15 protein-coding genes and 1 tRNA gene are annotated in these 13,286 nt (G+C 36.3%); 12 read left to right on the top strand and 4 right to left on the bottom strand.

The window, feature by feature from the left end; translation table 11 throughout:
- The first annotated feature begins 58 nt into the window (after positions 1-58).
- From ctpZ to AC6EJB_RS09925, 6 genes are all read left to right on the top strand, one after another.
- Positions 59-1,366, top strand: a complete 1,308-nt coding sequence (gene ctpZ / locus AC6EJB_RS09950) for a carboxyl-terminal processing protease CtpZ (RefSeq protein WP_498491302.1) — start codon at positions 59-61, stop codon at positions 1,364-1,366.
- A 3-nt stretch (positions 1,367-1,369) separates the two neighbouring features.
- Entirely contained in the window at positions 1,370-2,626 is a 1,257-nt protein-coding gene (locus AC6EJB_RS09945; protein ID WP_498491301.1) for an HD domain-containing protein, read from the top strand.
- 7 nt (positions 2,627-2,633) lie between these two features.
- Positions 2,634-3,272: a septum site-determining protein MinC gene (locus AC6EJB_RS09940; protein WP_498491299.1), complete on the top strand. Its 639-nt coding sequence runs from the start codon at positions 2,634-2,636 to the stop codon at positions 3,270-3,272.
- Positions 3,273-3,432: 160 nt separating this feature from the next.
- Positions 3,433-4,248: a septum site-determining protein MinD gene (minD, locus tag AC6EJB_RS09935; protein WP_498491297.1), complete on the top strand. Its 816-nt coding sequence runs from the start codon at positions 3,433-3,435 to the stop codon at positions 4,246-4,248.
- A gap of 4 nt (positions 4,249-4,252) precedes the next feature.
- A complete protein-coding gene (minE, locus tag AC6EJB_RS09930; RefSeq protein WP_498491296.1) occupies positions 4,253-4,585 on the top strand; it encodes a cell division topological specificity factor MinE in 333 nt (110 codons plus the stop codon).
- Positions 4,586-4,720: 135 nt separating this feature from the next.
- A tRNA-Thr gene (locus tag AC6EJB_RS09925) sits at positions 4,721-4,792 on the top strand.
- A gap of 205 nt (positions 4,793-4,997) precedes the next feature.
- On the opposite strand, the gene AC6EJB_RS09920 is transcribed toward AC6EJB_RS09925, so the two are convergent.
- From AC6EJB_RS09920 to psbM, 4 genes are all read right to left on the bottom strand, one after another.
- Positions 4,998-5,576 carry an L-threonylcarbamoyladenylate synthase gene (locus tag AC6EJB_RS09920; RefSeq protein WP_498491294.1) on the bottom strand — a complete coding sequence of 193 codons (579 nt, stop codon included), beginning with the start codon at positions 5,574-5,576 and terminating at the stop codon, positions 4,998-5,000.
- Positions 5,577-5,581: 5 nt separating this feature from the next.
- Positions 5,582-6,451 carry a peptide chain release factor N(5)-glutamine methyltransferase gene (gene prmC / locus AC6EJB_RS09915; RefSeq protein ID WP_498491293.1) on the bottom strand — a complete coding sequence of 290 codons (870 nt, stop codon included), beginning with the start codon at positions 6,449-6,451 and terminating at the stop codon, positions 5,582-5,584.
- A 10-nt stretch (positions 6,452-6,461) separates the two neighbouring features.
- On the bottom strand, positions 6,462-6,905 hold the full coding sequence (locus AC6EJB_RS09910; RefSeq protein ID WP_498491292.1) for an acyl-CoA thioesterase: 444 nt from the start codon (positions 6,903-6,905) through the stop codon (positions 6,462-6,464).
- A 140-nt stretch (positions 6,906-7,045) separates the two neighbouring features.
- Positions 7,046-7,204 carry a photosystem II reaction center protein PsbM gene (gene psbM, locus AC6EJB_RS09905; protein ID WP_269609630.1) on the bottom strand — a complete coding sequence of 53 codons (159 nt, stop codon included), beginning with the start codon at positions 7,202-7,204 and terminating at the stop codon, positions 7,046-7,048.
- A gap of 534 nt (positions 7,205-7,738) precedes the next feature.
- Between psbM and psbB the strand changes: the two genes are divergently transcribed.
- From psbB to metK, 6 genes are all read left to right on the top strand, one after another.
- The gene (psbB, locus tag AC6EJB_RS09900; protein ID WP_498493038.1) at positions 7,739-9,205 is read left to right on the top strand and encodes a photosystem II chlorophyll-binding protein CP47; all 1,467 of its coding nucleotides are present in this window, start codon (positions 7,739-7,741) and stop codon (positions 9,203-9,205) included.
- 37 nt (positions 9,206-9,242) lie between these two features.
- Positions 9,243-9,338, top strand: a complete 96-nt coding sequence (locus AC6EJB_RS09895) for a photosystem II reaction center protein T (protein ID WP_011294325.1) — start codon at positions 9,243-9,245, stop codon at positions 9,336-9,338.
- Between the two features lie 184 nt (positions 9,339-9,522).
- Positions 9,523-10,002, top strand: a complete 480-nt coding sequence (gene nrdR, locus AC6EJB_RS09890) for a transcriptional regulator NrdR (RefSeq protein WP_498491291.1) — start codon at positions 9,523-9,525, stop codon at positions 10,000-10,002.
- Between the two features lie 103 nt (positions 10,003-10,105).
- Entirely contained in the window at positions 10,106-11,215 is a 1,110-nt protein-coding gene (locus tag AC6EJB_RS09885) for a 30S ribosomal protein S1 (RefSeq protein ID WP_498491290.1), read from the top strand.
- Positions 11,216-11,233: 18 nt separating this feature from the next.
- A complete protein-coding gene (locus AC6EJB_RS09880) occupies positions 11,234-12,022 on the top strand; it encodes an HAD family hydrolase (protein WP_498491289.1) in 789 nt (262 codons plus the stop codon).
- Positions 12,023-12,046: 24 nt separating this feature from the next.
- Positions 12,047-13,276 (top strand): methionine adenosyltransferase, encoded by a 1,230-nt coding sequence (gene metK, locus AC6EJB_RS09875; RefSeq protein WP_498491288.1) that lies wholly within the window; start codon positions 12,047-12,049, stop codon positions 13,274-13,276.
- The last annotated feature ends 10 nt before the right edge of the window (positions 13,277-13,286 follow it).

The following is a 13,286-nucleotide window of genomic DNA, read 5'->3' as shown; positions in this document are numbered from 1 at the left end:
CTGTACTTTGAAATATCTTACTAGATGTGCCCCTTGGTCGCCGCAAAAGATCAATCCAATGCTTCCATCTGTTAAATCTTTAACCAAGCTACTGCAAAGACTTTTTGCGGTTTTAATTTGCTTTGGAATTTTATTTCAAGTTTTAACTAAGCCCGCTTCAGCCCTCAATGATGGACAATTGCTGGTTATTGAGGCTTGGAATCTAGTTAATGAGGGTTATCTTGCTCCTAAGAAATTTGATGAAATCCAATGGAAAAGACTTCGTCAAAAAGCCCTTGAAAAACCAATAAATAATTCCCAACAAGCCTATTCAGCTATAGAAGCAATGCTTCTTCCTCTTGGTGATCCTTATACTCGTTTACTGAGGCCAGAAGATTATGAAGCGATGAAAAAAAGCAATATAGGCAGTGAAATCAATGGTGTAGGACTTCAGTTAGGTTCAAGAAAAGACGATGGAGAGATAGTAGTTATATCTCCTTTAGAGGGCTCTCCAGCCTCAGATGCAGATATTAAGAGTGGTACCATTTTAAGAAAAGTTAACGGGCAATCTCCAAAGCAACTAGGTCTTGAAGCTACCGCAGCAAAATTGCGAGGAGAAACTGGAACACAAGTCATTGTTGAATTACAACAACCTGATGATGAAATAAAAGAGATTGCTCTAGAGAGAAGAAGCGTTGATCTAAGACCAGTAAGAACAAAAAGGATTAGAAATGAATCTCATACTCTTGGATACTTAAGAATCACACAATTTAGTGAAGGCGTCCCTGAGCAAGTCAAGGAGGCATTGGCTGAACTTTCAGGAAAAGACATAGAGGGACTGATTTTAGATTTAAGAAATAACTCTGGAGGTTTGGTAAGTTCTGGCCTTGCCGTCGCTGACGATTTCCTTAGCAATATGCCTATTGTTGAAACAAAGAAAAGAGACGCTATAAGTGATCCAATTAGTTCTGGAATAGGGACACTTTACGATGGACCTATGGTTACTCTTGTAAACGAAGGGACTGCAAGTGCTAGCGAAATTCTTGCTGGTGCTCTTCAAGACAATAAAAGATCTGAACTTATTGGTAATAAAACATTTGGTAAAGGCTTAATACAATCCTTAACTAATCTTAGTGATGGCAGCGGGTTAGCAATAACTGTTGCTAGCTACTTGACTCCAAATGGAAGAGATATACAAAACCTTGGCATAGATCCTGATCGCCTTTTGGAGATGCCAGAGCCACTAAATCCTGGTTCTGATGAAGACAGATGGCTTCTTGACGCAGAACTTACGATGCAAGCAACGTTGGACAAAGAAGAAGTCTCTGAAAAATTATCAAAAGAGAATCTCACAGAAGAAGAATTAGGTCTTAAAGATATTGAATAAGGTATGTCAATAAGAACTTATTATGACCCTCTTCATCAATCCATAACTTTAAACAGTTTAATTCCAGAAGAGAAAATGGTGATGGAATTAGTCGATTCCTCCCCATTTCAAAGATTAAGGAGAATTAAACAATTAGGTCCAGCATATTTAACATTCCATGGTGCAGAGTCAAGTAGGTTTACGCATTCTCTTGGTGTATTTCATCTTGCTAGAAGAGCAATAAATCATTTATCTACATTTGATTCAAAATTAAAAGAGCACAAGTTCATTCTCTACGGTGCTGCACTTTTACATGATTTAGGTCATGGTCCACTAAGTCATACAAGCGAAGAAATATTTAAAATAAAACATGAAAATTGGACAGCAAAATTGATAACTTCAAACAAAGAAATTAATATGATTATCGATAGATATGGCAAAGGAAATGCAAAAGCAATTTCAAATTTAATTCAATTGAGAGAAACACCCCAAAAATCAATAATTTCATTAATTAGTAGTCAACTTGATTGTGATAGACTTGATTATTTAATGAGAGATAGTTATACAACAGGGGCAAGATATGGGCAACTAGATATTGATCGAATAATATCAGCGATGACAATTGCACCAGATGGAGATTTGGCTATACATCCCAAAGGGTTAATGGCAGTTGAACATTATTTAGTTATAAGAAATCTAATGTACAGAAGTGTTTATAATCACCGATTAAATGAGGTTTGCAATTGGTTATTAGAGCAAATAATAAAAATAGCTAGAAAGCTTGGGCCTGATTTGGTATGGGCTGATAAAAATATGTCAGAATGGCTATGGAATCATGAGCAAATGAGCATAGATAGTTTCTTGTCTAATGATGATATAGTTACTGGATATCATATTCATAAATGGCAAGAATCTTCCTCGAAAAACTTATCAAATTTATGTAGACGCTTTATACATCGGAATTTACTGAAAGCATTAAATATATCTTTTTTATCTTTAGAAATTAGACTAGAAGCCCTAGCAAAAGCAAGAGTACTATCTGAGAAGTACTTTATCGACCCTGATATATCCTGCGGCATAAGAGAGCAAATAGTTAAAAGTTATCATCCATATAAATATGGACTTCGGTTATGGGATGGAGCAAAACTAGAGGCTCTAGAAAAAGCTTCTCCATTAGTTGAAAGATTAATAGAAGCTAATCAATCTTCATGGTTGATTTATCCAAAAGAAATTGAAAATGAATTAAGAATTGAGATTGAAGTCCTAAAAGTAAAACAATAAATACAAAATGAACTCAAATCCTAGAAAAACCATTATCAATTTAGATAATAAAAATTATTTAAATTGGAGGTTATGCTTAAAGAATGAACTAAAAACAATCAAATCAAATAATGTAGAAATTGATTGTAAAAGCCTCGATCTATCTTGTACTGAGATATTAGAATTAATAGAAATTACCAATCGATATAATTGTAGAGTTATTAGTTTTTTATCAACATCAATAAAAACGACAGTAAGCTCTCAATCATTAGGTTATAGAACCCATTTTATTAATGAAAATAATGATTTCAAAGTAAATAATAAAAATTCAGATTTGTCAAAAACCGACTTTCACAAAGGAACAGTAAGATCAGGTGAATATCTTGAAAGCCCTCATGATTTATTAATACTTGGAGATGTTAATCCAGGCGCAATAGTGAGCGCAGAAGGAAATATAATTATTTGGGGAAGACTTTTAGGCATAGCGCATGCAGGAAACAAAGGTAATCCTGAAGCTTCAATATGTGCACTTCAGTTAAGGCCTGTTCAACTTAGAATCGCAAACAAAGTGGCCAGAGGTCCTAAGGAGAAACCACAGCTTGGTATTGCAGAGCAAGCAAGGATAATCCAAGAAAAAATTATTATTTCCCCACTGGAGACAACTTAATTTAAAAAGTCAAATCACAAAAACATTCAAATTAATAGTGAAAAACAGCAAATTCGACCTTAGAGATGTCTTCAAAAGCAAACCCAATGCAACCGATATAGCAATAAAGCTTTTTTCTCTATCAAAATCGAACTAAAATTTGTCGAATTCAAGGAGGTCCGTGGCGACTGATACGCGCGTCATTCTTATCTGCTCAGGAAAAGGTGGAGTCGGCAAGACAACCCTTACAGCAAATCTGGGTATTTCACTCGCCAGACAAGGTATTAGCACTGCTGTTTTAGACGCAGACTTTGGTCTTAGAAATTTAGATTTACTCTTAGGACTAGAAAATCGAATTGTATACACAGCACAAGAAGTCCTAGAGGAGGAATGCAGACTTGATCAAGCCCTAGTGAAGCACAAACAAGAATCAAATCTATCCTTACTGCCTGCTGGCAATCCAAGAATGCTTGATTGGTTAAAGCCAGATGACATGAAAAGAATAGTAGATATGTTAAAAGAACACTTCAGCTACGTTTTAATCGACTGCCCTGCAGGAGTTGAGGATGGATTTAAAAATGCCATGGCGGCTTCCCAAGAAGCAATTGTAGTAACCAATCCTGAGGTTTCGGCAGTTAGAGATGCCGACAGAGTTATTGGTTTGCTTAATACCAATGCTATTAAACCAGTACAGTTAGTTCTTAATAGAGTCAGGCCAAAAATGATGGCCAGCCAAGAAATGCTATCTATTGAGGATGTGACTGATATTCTAGCCTTACCTTTACTTGGTCTTGTCCTCGAGGATGAACAAGTTATTGTCAGTACAAATCGAGGAGAGCCTCTTACTTTAAACAGTATTAATTCCCCTGCTGCTAAATGTTATCTAAACATTGCGAAGAGATTACAGGGAGAAGATATTCCTCTAATTGATCCAGCAGAAGAAAGTTCAGGATTTGGTGCAAAATTCAGAAGACTAATGCAAACAAAAATTTTCTAAAGCAATGACACTTAGAGACATTATCAACAAATTATTACGAAGACAGCCTGCTAGCGCCAGTACTGCAAGAGAGAGGCTTCAACTTGTTCTAGCTCACGATCGTTCTGATCTAAGCACAGACCTTTTAGATCAAATGAGAAAAGAAATTTTAGAAGTAGTTGCAAAGTATGTCGAAATAGACATGGATGAAGGCGCAGTTAGTCTTGAGACAGAAGATCGGATGACAGCACTAGTTGCAAACCTACCTATCAAAAGAACTTTAAATGGTCAAATCAAGCTCATAGAAACTACAAATGAGACTGAAGTTAACTCTCAAGAGATAGCAAGTACTGATTAAAATTTTCTTAGTGATGACTTAAAAAAGCAAATAGTCATGGGGGTTGAAGAATCAAAATCTCTTATAAAAGTTTTTTCAACAAATTTTTTAATGGATTAACTTTAAAATTACATTTTTAGGTAGACTATTAAAATTGCCGGCTTAGCTCAGCGGTAGAGCAGCGCTTTTGTAAAGCGAAGGTCATCAGTTCAAATCTGTTAGCCGGCATTGTAAAACTCTTTTTAAAATCCAAGCTGGATAGACTTTATTTAGATTTACCAGAGATCACCCAAATTAAAAAAGCAACTACGAAAAGGTTTAAAGCTTTTAATTGAATAATCCAATCAAGACTTATTATCGGAGTTCTAAAAAACCACCAAAAAAGAGACTGTAAAAATAAAACTGTTCCTAATAGATAAATCATGCTTTACTTTTAATTCAAAATAACTGAACCAGCCCTTAATAATTTCCATTTTCCTTTATTCCACTCAATAACTGTACTAGCCATGCCAGAGGCTTTTGGCCAAGGGACAGGGCCAAGGATTGGAATTCCAGGGAATTCAATTGAAGCTTCTATCGCATCTTTAACAGGAGATTTTCCAGAAATATTTGCACTGGTAGTTGCAAGAGGACCTGTTTCATTAAGAAAATCTCTTGCAATCTTTAAGGCTGGAACTCTAAAGCCAAGGGAGTTTGAATTTGAATTCAAATAGTGAGAGAGATTGCCGTCAATTGTGGGCAAAATAATCGTTAAAGCACCAGGCCAGTAGATTTTTGCCATTTTCAAGCCATCTTCCAAGGCACAGGGTTGAACGAACTCAAATAAATCCTCCAAGCAACCTCCCATTAAAATTAGAGGTTTATTCAGAGGCCTTTTTTTAATACTCCATATATTTTTTGAGTATTTAGGACATGAACAAAGGGCTGGCAATGTATCAGTTGGAAATATCCCTAAAGATCCATTCTTTAACTTTGCATCTAATTCAGAGATTGCAAATTGATCAGTAAGCATCTTATTTATTTACGACAAATTGCATAACGCTTAATACCATTTAAGTCTTTTTCATAAGCAACTTCATCCATTCCGATCTCTAGCATAAATTCAATTATCTTTTCACTCTGATCATAGTGATGTTCAAGAATTAACCAACCGCCTTTAGCTAAACCATTCGATGCCCCAATAATTATTTTTTTAGAAGAATTCATCCCATCCATTCCTCCATCCAAAGCGATGCGAGGCTCATGATTTTTAACAACAGGTTCCAATTCTTCAATTAGTTCTGAAGGGATATAAGGAGGATTACTTACAACCAAATCAAAACCTCCATTCCATCTTCCTAAAGGTTCCCACCAATCTCCTAAAGAAAATTTTACATTTGAGTTAGGGGTAAGAGATTTTAAATTTCTCTTTGCTAGTTCCAAAGCATCTTTGCTAATTTCAACAGCATGGCCTTCCCAGGCAGGAAGAGATTTTGCTAGAGAAATTGCCAAAGGGCCAGAGCCTGTCCCTAGGTCAAGCCACCTTCCAAATTTTAAATTTGCAACTTTATTCAAAGCAAGATCAATCAAAAATTCTGTTTCTTGCCTTGGAATCAGTGCATCTGCTGAGACCTCTAACTCAAAATCTCTCCAAGGACATTTAGAAATTAAGTATTGAAGAGGTGTTTGATCTTTTAAATGAGATTCCCAGATAAGTGCTAATTCTTCAGTTGTAATATCTAGAGAAAAATAGTACTCAGGGTGCAAAATCATTTGATGCAACTTACTCCAAGAAACTCCAGCAGCAATATCTAGCAACCAATCAAAATCAACTTTTCTTCCTCCTCTTGATATCATTTTTTTTCTCCATTGAAGAAAAGTTTTTCCAGCAATAGGGTTTAAAACCATAAATCAAAATTTAAACTTTAGGTCCCTCCTCTAGGAGTAATAATATATTTTTAATTTGTTCTGGCAATTCTCTTATTAACTTGATTGAATCATTTGCTTTCCTTACAATAACTAGTCCTACCTTTGCTTCTGCTCCAATATCACCATTTGATTTTAAAAATAAAGTTCTACAACTAAGTCTTATTTTATTTACTATATTAAATTTACTTTTTAATAATACTTGTTCTCCATGAAGAAAAGAAGTTTTATATTTAATAGTTAATGAAACTACTGGTATTTCAAAGCCTCTTTTTGATAATTGTGAATATGTTGTCCCAACCTTATTTAATGCATCAATTCTCGCCTCTTCTAAGAAGTTTATATAAGAACCATGCCACATAACTCCAGCATGATCAGTATGTTGAGGAAGAATTATTTTTGTTGTTTTCCACTCGCTATTAATTGCTAAACACATAAAAAAATCCTAATTATTCTAGTCCCAAGAACATATTGAAAATCTATTGAATCAATAAATAAGTTTATGAGATAAAAGTCGATAGCAAAAATGATCTCAAGTAAAACACTTGAGATCATTAATTCTGAAAAAGGTCTGAATTACTTTTTAGGTTCAGGGCTCAATCTACCCTTACTGGAATCTGAATAAAAGCTTGATTTTTCTCCCTCACTGGTAGAAACAAATAAACCAATAAGAAAGATTGTTGGTACGCCAACAAATAAAAGACTTGCGGCAAAGCCAAAACTAGTGGTTTCCATAACCGAGGTTTTTACTCAGAACAAATTTCTGAAATAAACTATATAACCCTTAAGCAAAAAAACTGGGGTTTGATTCAAACAGACTGAGATTTTGTAATTTGCCGAAAAATTTTGGTTTAAAATGGTCCGTTAGCTTTTTTAGATTTGAATAGCTCTAAAAAATTTTTCAAATAATCGTTTTCAAGCAAATTTGATCCCTGAATTTTCAGTTTTTTGAAACTGGTTTGATACAAAAACGACTTAAAATTACAAAATCAATTTAAATTCCAAAATTTTTTCTTTTTCTTTTTTTTTTCCTTTTCGTTAGTCTACCACTTGTGTTTAGCCGATTTAAGCCTCTCAAAACAAGCTAGAATTTATCCAAGAGTGTCAAAAGTCATTTCAGGTCTCTACATCCTGTGCATTAACTCAAGCAATACCATTTACGATCATGCGAGTCTTGCTGCATTAAGCAGCTTCGTTATACGAACCTGACCCATGGGATTGCCCTGGTATCGGGTGCACACAGTTGTTATTAACGACCCTGGCCGCCTCTTGGCCGTGCACCTCATGCATACTGCTTTGTTAGCCGGCTGGGCCGGCTCAATGGCCTTATATGAATTGGCCATTTTTGATCCTTCTGATCCAGTACTGAACCCAATGTGGCGCCAAGGCATGTATGTCATGCCCTTTATGGCCCGTCTTGGAATTACAGGAAGCTGGAACGGATGGGATATAACCGGTGCAACCGGAGTTGACCCCGGATTCTGGAGCTTCGAAGGGGTTGCTGCAGCTCATATAGTTTTCAGTGGTCTTTTGATGCTTGCTGCCGTATGGCACTGGACTTACTGGGACCTTGAATTATGGGAAGATTCCCGCACTGGAGAACCAGCTTTAGATCTTCCAAGAATTTTTGGGATACATCTTTTCTTAGCTGGCTTAACATGCTTTGGCTTTGGAGCCTTTCATTGCTCAACTGTTGGTATATGGGTATCTGATCCATATGGATTAACTGGGCATGTAGAAAAAGTTGCTCCTGTCTGGGGTGCTGAAGGATTTAATCCATTCAATGCCGGAGGTATTGTCGCTAATCACATTGGGGCAGGACTTTTAGGAATAATTGGTGGAATATTCCATATCACCAACAGACCTGGAGAAAGGCTTTATAGGGCTTTAAAGCTAGGAAGCCTAGAAGGTGTACTTGCTAGTGCTCTAGCTGCTGTTCTTTTTGTATCTTTTGTAGTTGCTGGAACTATGTGGTACGGATCAGCTACAACTCCAGTTGAATTGTTTGGCCCTACTAGATATCAATGGGATTCTGGGTATTTCAAAACTGAAATCAACCGCAGAGTTCAAGAGTCTATGAACGATGGTGCTTCAAAAGCTGAAGCTTACGAAGCTATCCCTGAACAACTTGCCTTCTATGACTACGTTGGAAATAGTCCTGCGAAAGGAGGTCTATTTAGAGTAGGAGCTATGGTTAATGGCGATGGAGTTCCAAGTGGATGGCAAGGTCACATCGCATTTACTGATAGTAGTGGCAATGACTTAGAAGTAAGAAGAATTCCAAACTTCTTTGAAAACTTCCCTGTCATTCTCGAAGACAAAGATGGCAATGTTAAAGCTGACATTCCTTTCAGAAGGGCTGAAGCCAAGTATTCCATTGAGCAAACAGGCGTTAAAGCTACTGTCTATGGTGGTGAATTAAATGGTCAAACATTTACTGATCCAGTAGTAGTAAAACGTCTAGCGAGAAAAGCTCAACTTGGAGAAGCCTTCAAGTTTGATAGAGATCGTTACAAGTCAGATGGTGTATTCCGTAGCTCACCAAGAGCATGGTTCACATATGCACATTTGTGTTTTGGCTTGTTATTCCTCTTTGGGCACTGGTGGCACGCCGCAAGAACTCTCTTTGGCGACAGATTCTCAGGTATCGATCCAGAGCTTGGCGATCAGGTTGAGTTTGGTCTCTTCAAAAAACTTGGAGACGAATCCACCCGCCGAATTCCTGGTCGAGCCTAAGTCAGGATTCCTTACCCCCTTTATACCGAGAACTTAGATGGAAGCTTTCTCCTACGTGCTAATACTCACTTTGGCACTTGTAACCCTCTTCTTTGCTGTCGCATTTCGCGATCCTCCAAAGTACGACAAGTAAAATAAAAAAAGCCCTGATATATCAGGGCTTTTTTTTATGGCTAGAATATTAATTAAAATTTTTATTCATTTAATCATCAAAATAAATACATAGTTTTTCAATAAAAAAGTAGTTTTATTTAATCTGCCCCTTCTCAGAAGCCAAATAAATGTTTAAAGTTAGTTAAATCATTGAAAAGGGCTGCATGCAGTGCCCATCTTGTCAAAATACAGACAGTCGAGTTCTTGAATCTCGTTCCGCTGATTCTGGAAGAAGCGTCAGAAGAAGAAGGGAGTGCTTAAATTGCGACTTCCGCTTTACTACCTATGAAAGAGTAGAAACGACACCAATTACTGTATTAAAAAGAAGCGGAGCAAAAGAAATTTTCAATCGAAGTAAACTAATTAGTGGTTTAAATAGAGCATGTGAAAAAACACTTATAACTGCAACTAAAATTGAATTTATTGTTGATGAAATAGAGCAAAAACTCCATCAAGGTATTAGGAAAGAGGTAGAAACAATTGAAATTGGGGAAATGGTTCTCACTCATTTAAAAGATATTAATGAAGTTGCTTATATTAGATTTGCTTCTGTTTACAGACAATTTCATGGAATTAATGATTTTATTCAAACGCTTGAATCGCTAAAACCACTAAAAAAAGAACAATTTGCATCAGTTATTTAACTAGAAAGACCTATCAATAAAGTAGAATTAAATCTCAATTTGGTCGGCGGGCCATTTTGTATTTCTATCGCACTGTCCTAAAATGGCAGACCGTCATTAAAGCATGTCTGAAAATCCAGAGAGCAAAGTTCAAGAAAAAAATCTAGAAACAGAAATCTCACCAACTGAAGAAACCATCTCAAATTCAGCAAGTTCAGAATTTGATACTTCTTCCGAAAGTGAATTAAAGGAAAACGATATTCCCAAAAACATTCCAGCAGCTGATGACTCATCTAGCAGAAAAAATAAAACTGATCTTGAAAGCGCAGGGTTCACTCTTGATGAATTTGCATCTTTATTAAGCAAATATGACTACAATTTTAAACCTGGCGACATAGTCAATGGAACTGTATTTGCTCTTGAATCTAAAGGAGCAATGATTGATATTGGCGCCAAAACAGCTGCTTTTATGCCTATGCAAGAAGTATCCATAAATAGAGTAGAAGGCCTCAGTGATGTTTTACAACCCTCAGAAATTAGAGAGTTTTTCATCATGACTGAGGAAAATGAGGATGGCCAATTATCTTTATCGATAAGGCGAATCGAATATCAAAGAGCATGGGAAAGAGTGAGACAATTACAAAAGGAGGATGCCACAATTTATTCCGAAGTTTTTGCTACCAATAGAGGCGGCGCACTTGTGCGAGTGGAAGGTCTTAGAGGCTTTATTCCTGGATCTCATATAAGTACTAGAAAGGCTAAAGAAGAACTAGTTGCTGATTTTCTACCATTGAAATTCCTAGAAGTTGATGAAGAAAGAAATAGGCTGGTTCTAAGTCATAGAAGAGCTTTAGTTGAAAGGAAAATGAATCGACTTGAAGTTGGAGAAGTTGTTGTCGGAGCAGTGCGAGGAATTAAACCTTATGGAGCATTTATAGACATTGGAGGTGTTAGTGGACTTCTTCACATTTCTGAAATCAGCCATGAACATATTGAGACTCCTCACTCTGTACTAAATGTCAACGACCAAATGAAAGTTATGATAATTGACCTAGATGCCGAAAGAGGTAGAATTTCACTCTCTACAAAGGCACTTGAACCAGAACCTGGAGACATGCTGACTGACCCTCAAAAAGTTTTTGATAAAGCTGAAGAGATGGCAGCAAGATATAAACAAATGCTTCTTGAGCAAGCCGAAGAAGGTGAAGATCCCATTGCAGTAATGACTATCTGATTATTTACTTTTATAAAAATGGCAGAGCTGTTAATAAGAAATAGTTCTGCTGGTTTTATTAAGGCAATAATATTTGATAAGGATGGCACATTATCCAATAGTGAGGAATACTTATTAGAACTTGCCAAAACTAGAGTAGATTTTGCAGCATCTAAATTTAAAAAATTAAAAATAAACAATTTTAAAATTTTTCTTTTAAAAAAATTACTTAATTCTATTTATGGATTAAAAAATCAAGCTCTTTCAGCTAATGCAAGTCTAGCAATAGCTTCGAAAGAGCAAAATATTATATCTACAGCAACAATATTTTCTTTATTTGGTTTTGATTGGTTTAAATCACTTTCCATAAGTCAAGAAATATTCGATGAAGTAGATATCTTCCTATCTAATAATGAAGACAATACACAGAAGCAAAGAAGTTTAATTTCAGATGCATTTGATCTCTTAGTTTCTCTAAAACAAAAAGGTATAACTATTGCATTAATGACGAATGATACACAAACAGGAATAGAAGAATTTATTTCCAGCAACAAATTAGAAGGCATATTTGATTATCTTTGGAGTGCTGAGAATAAACCTTCGAAACCTAACCCAAAAGCAGTTATAGAACTTTGCAAAAGAATGAAGAAAAAGCCTTCAGAATGTGCGCTGATTTCAGATGCAGATACTGATTTAAAAATGGCCCAAGAAGCAGATGTAGCAATAATAATAGGCTTTATTGGTGGATGGAAAATTCCTCCAACCCTTACTGAAAAACAATTCATCATCAAAAAATTAAATGAATTAAACATTCTGACAAACACCTAAAGTAGTATTCAATTCAGGTTTCTAATGAGTAGATACGTTTTCACCTCTGAATCGGTAACAGAAGGACATCCTGATAAAATTTGCGATCAAATAAGTGATGCCGTTTTAGATGCTCTCTTAACTGAAGATCCAACAAGTAGGGTTGCGTGTGAAGCAGTAGTAAATACTGGCTTATGTCTAATAACTGGAGAAATAACTTCTAAAGCGGAGGTTGATTTCAATAAGCTTGTTAGAGAAGTGATCAAAAGTATTGGCTATGAAAGTGCAAGTGCAGGTGGCTTCGATGCTAATAGTTGCGCAGTCCTAGTTGCTCTTGACCAACAGTCTTCAGATATTGCTCAAGGAGTAGATGAAGCTGAAGACCATTCAACAGATCCATTAGATCAAATTGGTGCAGGTGATCAAGGAATTATGTTTGGTTTTGCTTGTGACGAGACTCCTGAACTAATGCCATTGCCAATTAGTCTCGCTCATCGATTAGCAAGACGATTGGCATCAGTTAGGCATCAAAAATTAATTGATTATCTTTTACCTGATGGAAAAACCCAAGTAAGTGTCTCATACGAAAACGGAGTCCCCTGCACCATCGACACAATACTGATTTCTACTCAGCACAAATCAGAAGTCGATGGAATAACTCTTGAAGAGGAAATCCAAAAAAGAATTGCAAACGACCTATGGCAATTGGTTGTTGAGCCAGCCACTGAGGATCTGGATTTAAAACCTTCAATAGAAACTACAAGATTTCTGGTAAATCCAACAGGGAAATTTGTCATTGGAGGACCTCAAGGAGATGCAGGACTTACAGGTCGGAAAATAATTGTAGACACATATGGTGGATATGCTCGCCATGGGGGTGGGGCTTTTTCTGGAAAGGATCCTACAAAAGTTGATAGATCCGCAGCTTATGCAGCAAGATTTGTTGCAAAAGCTTTAGTCGCAGCAAATCTTGCCAAAAAAGTTGAAGTCCAACTAAGTTACGCAATTGGTGTTGCCAAGCCGGTATCAATACTTGTTGAGTCTTATGGTACCGGGAGAGTTTCAGACGCTGAATTAACTCAAATTGTTCAAAATCAATTTGATTTAAGACCAGGCGCAATTATGAAATCTTTTAACCTGCAGGGACTTCCTAGTCTAAGAGGAGGACGTTTTTATAGAGATATTGCAGCTTATGGTCATTTTGGTAGAACTGATATTGCTCTTCCATGGGAGGATGTAACTCAAAAAGCAAAAGAATTGAGTTTACTCGTATAAAAAAGATTTT

This window comes from Prochlorococcus sp. G4PB17 (assembly GCF_059772445.1).
The sequence above is the reverse complement of the archived record's forward strand: the minus strand, read 5'-3'. Positions and strand labels throughout refer to the sequence as shown.

Excerpts from the sequence above, each read along its gene's own strand:
- metK (WP_498491288.1), top strand. The coding sequence starts at position 12,047 with ATGAGTAGATACGTTTTCACCTCTGAATCGGTAACAGAAGGACATCCT.
- prmC (WP_498491293.1), bottom strand. The coding sequence starts at position 6,451 with ATGGTTTTAAACCCTATTGCTGGAAAAACTTTTCTTCAATGGAGAAAA.
- AC6EJB_RS09920 (WP_498491294.1), bottom strand. The coding sequence starts at position 5,576 with ATGCTTACTGATCAATTTGCAATCTCTGAATTAGATGCAAAGTTAAAG.
- minE (WP_498491296.1), top strand. The coding sequence starts at position 4,253 with ATGACACTTAGAGACATTATCAACAAATTATTACGAAGACAGCCTGCT.
- AC6EJB_RS09945 (WP_498491301.1), top strand. The coding sequence starts at position 1,370 with ATGTCAATAAGAACTTATTATGACCCTCTTCATCAATCCATAACTTTA.
- AC6EJB_RS09885 (WP_498491290.1), top strand. The coding sequence starts at position 10,106 with ATGTCTGAAAATCCAGAGAGCAAAGTTCAAGAAAAAAATCTAGAAACA.
- AC6EJB_RS09880 (WP_498491289.1), top strand. The coding sequence starts at position 11,234 with ATGGCAGAGCTGTTAATAAGAAATAGTTCTGCTGGTTTTATTAAGGCA.
- psbM (WP_269609630.1), bottom strand. The coding sequence starts at position 7,204 with ATGGAAACCACTAGTTTTGGCTTTGCCGCAAGTCTTTTATTTGTTGGC.
- AC6EJB_RS09940 (WP_498491299.1), top strand. The coding sequence starts at position 2,634 with ATGAACTCAAATCCTAGAAAAACCATTATCAATTTAGATAATAAAAAT.
- nrdR (WP_498491291.1), top strand. The coding sequence starts at position 9,523 with ATGCAGTGCCCATCTTGTCAAAATACAGACAGTCGAGTTCTTGAATCT.
- AC6EJB_RS09895 (WP_011294325.1), top strand. The coding sequence starts at position 9,243 with ATGGAAGCTTTCTCCTACGTGCTAATACTCACTTTGGCACTTGTAACC.
- AC6EJB_RS09910 (WP_498491292.1), bottom strand. The coding sequence starts at position 6,905 with ATGTGTTTAGCAATTAATAGCGAGTGGAAAACAACAAAAATAATTCTT.
- ctpZ (WP_498491302.1), top strand. The coding sequence starts at position 59 with ATGCTTCCATCTGTTAAATCTTTAACCAAGCTACTGCAAAGACTTTTT.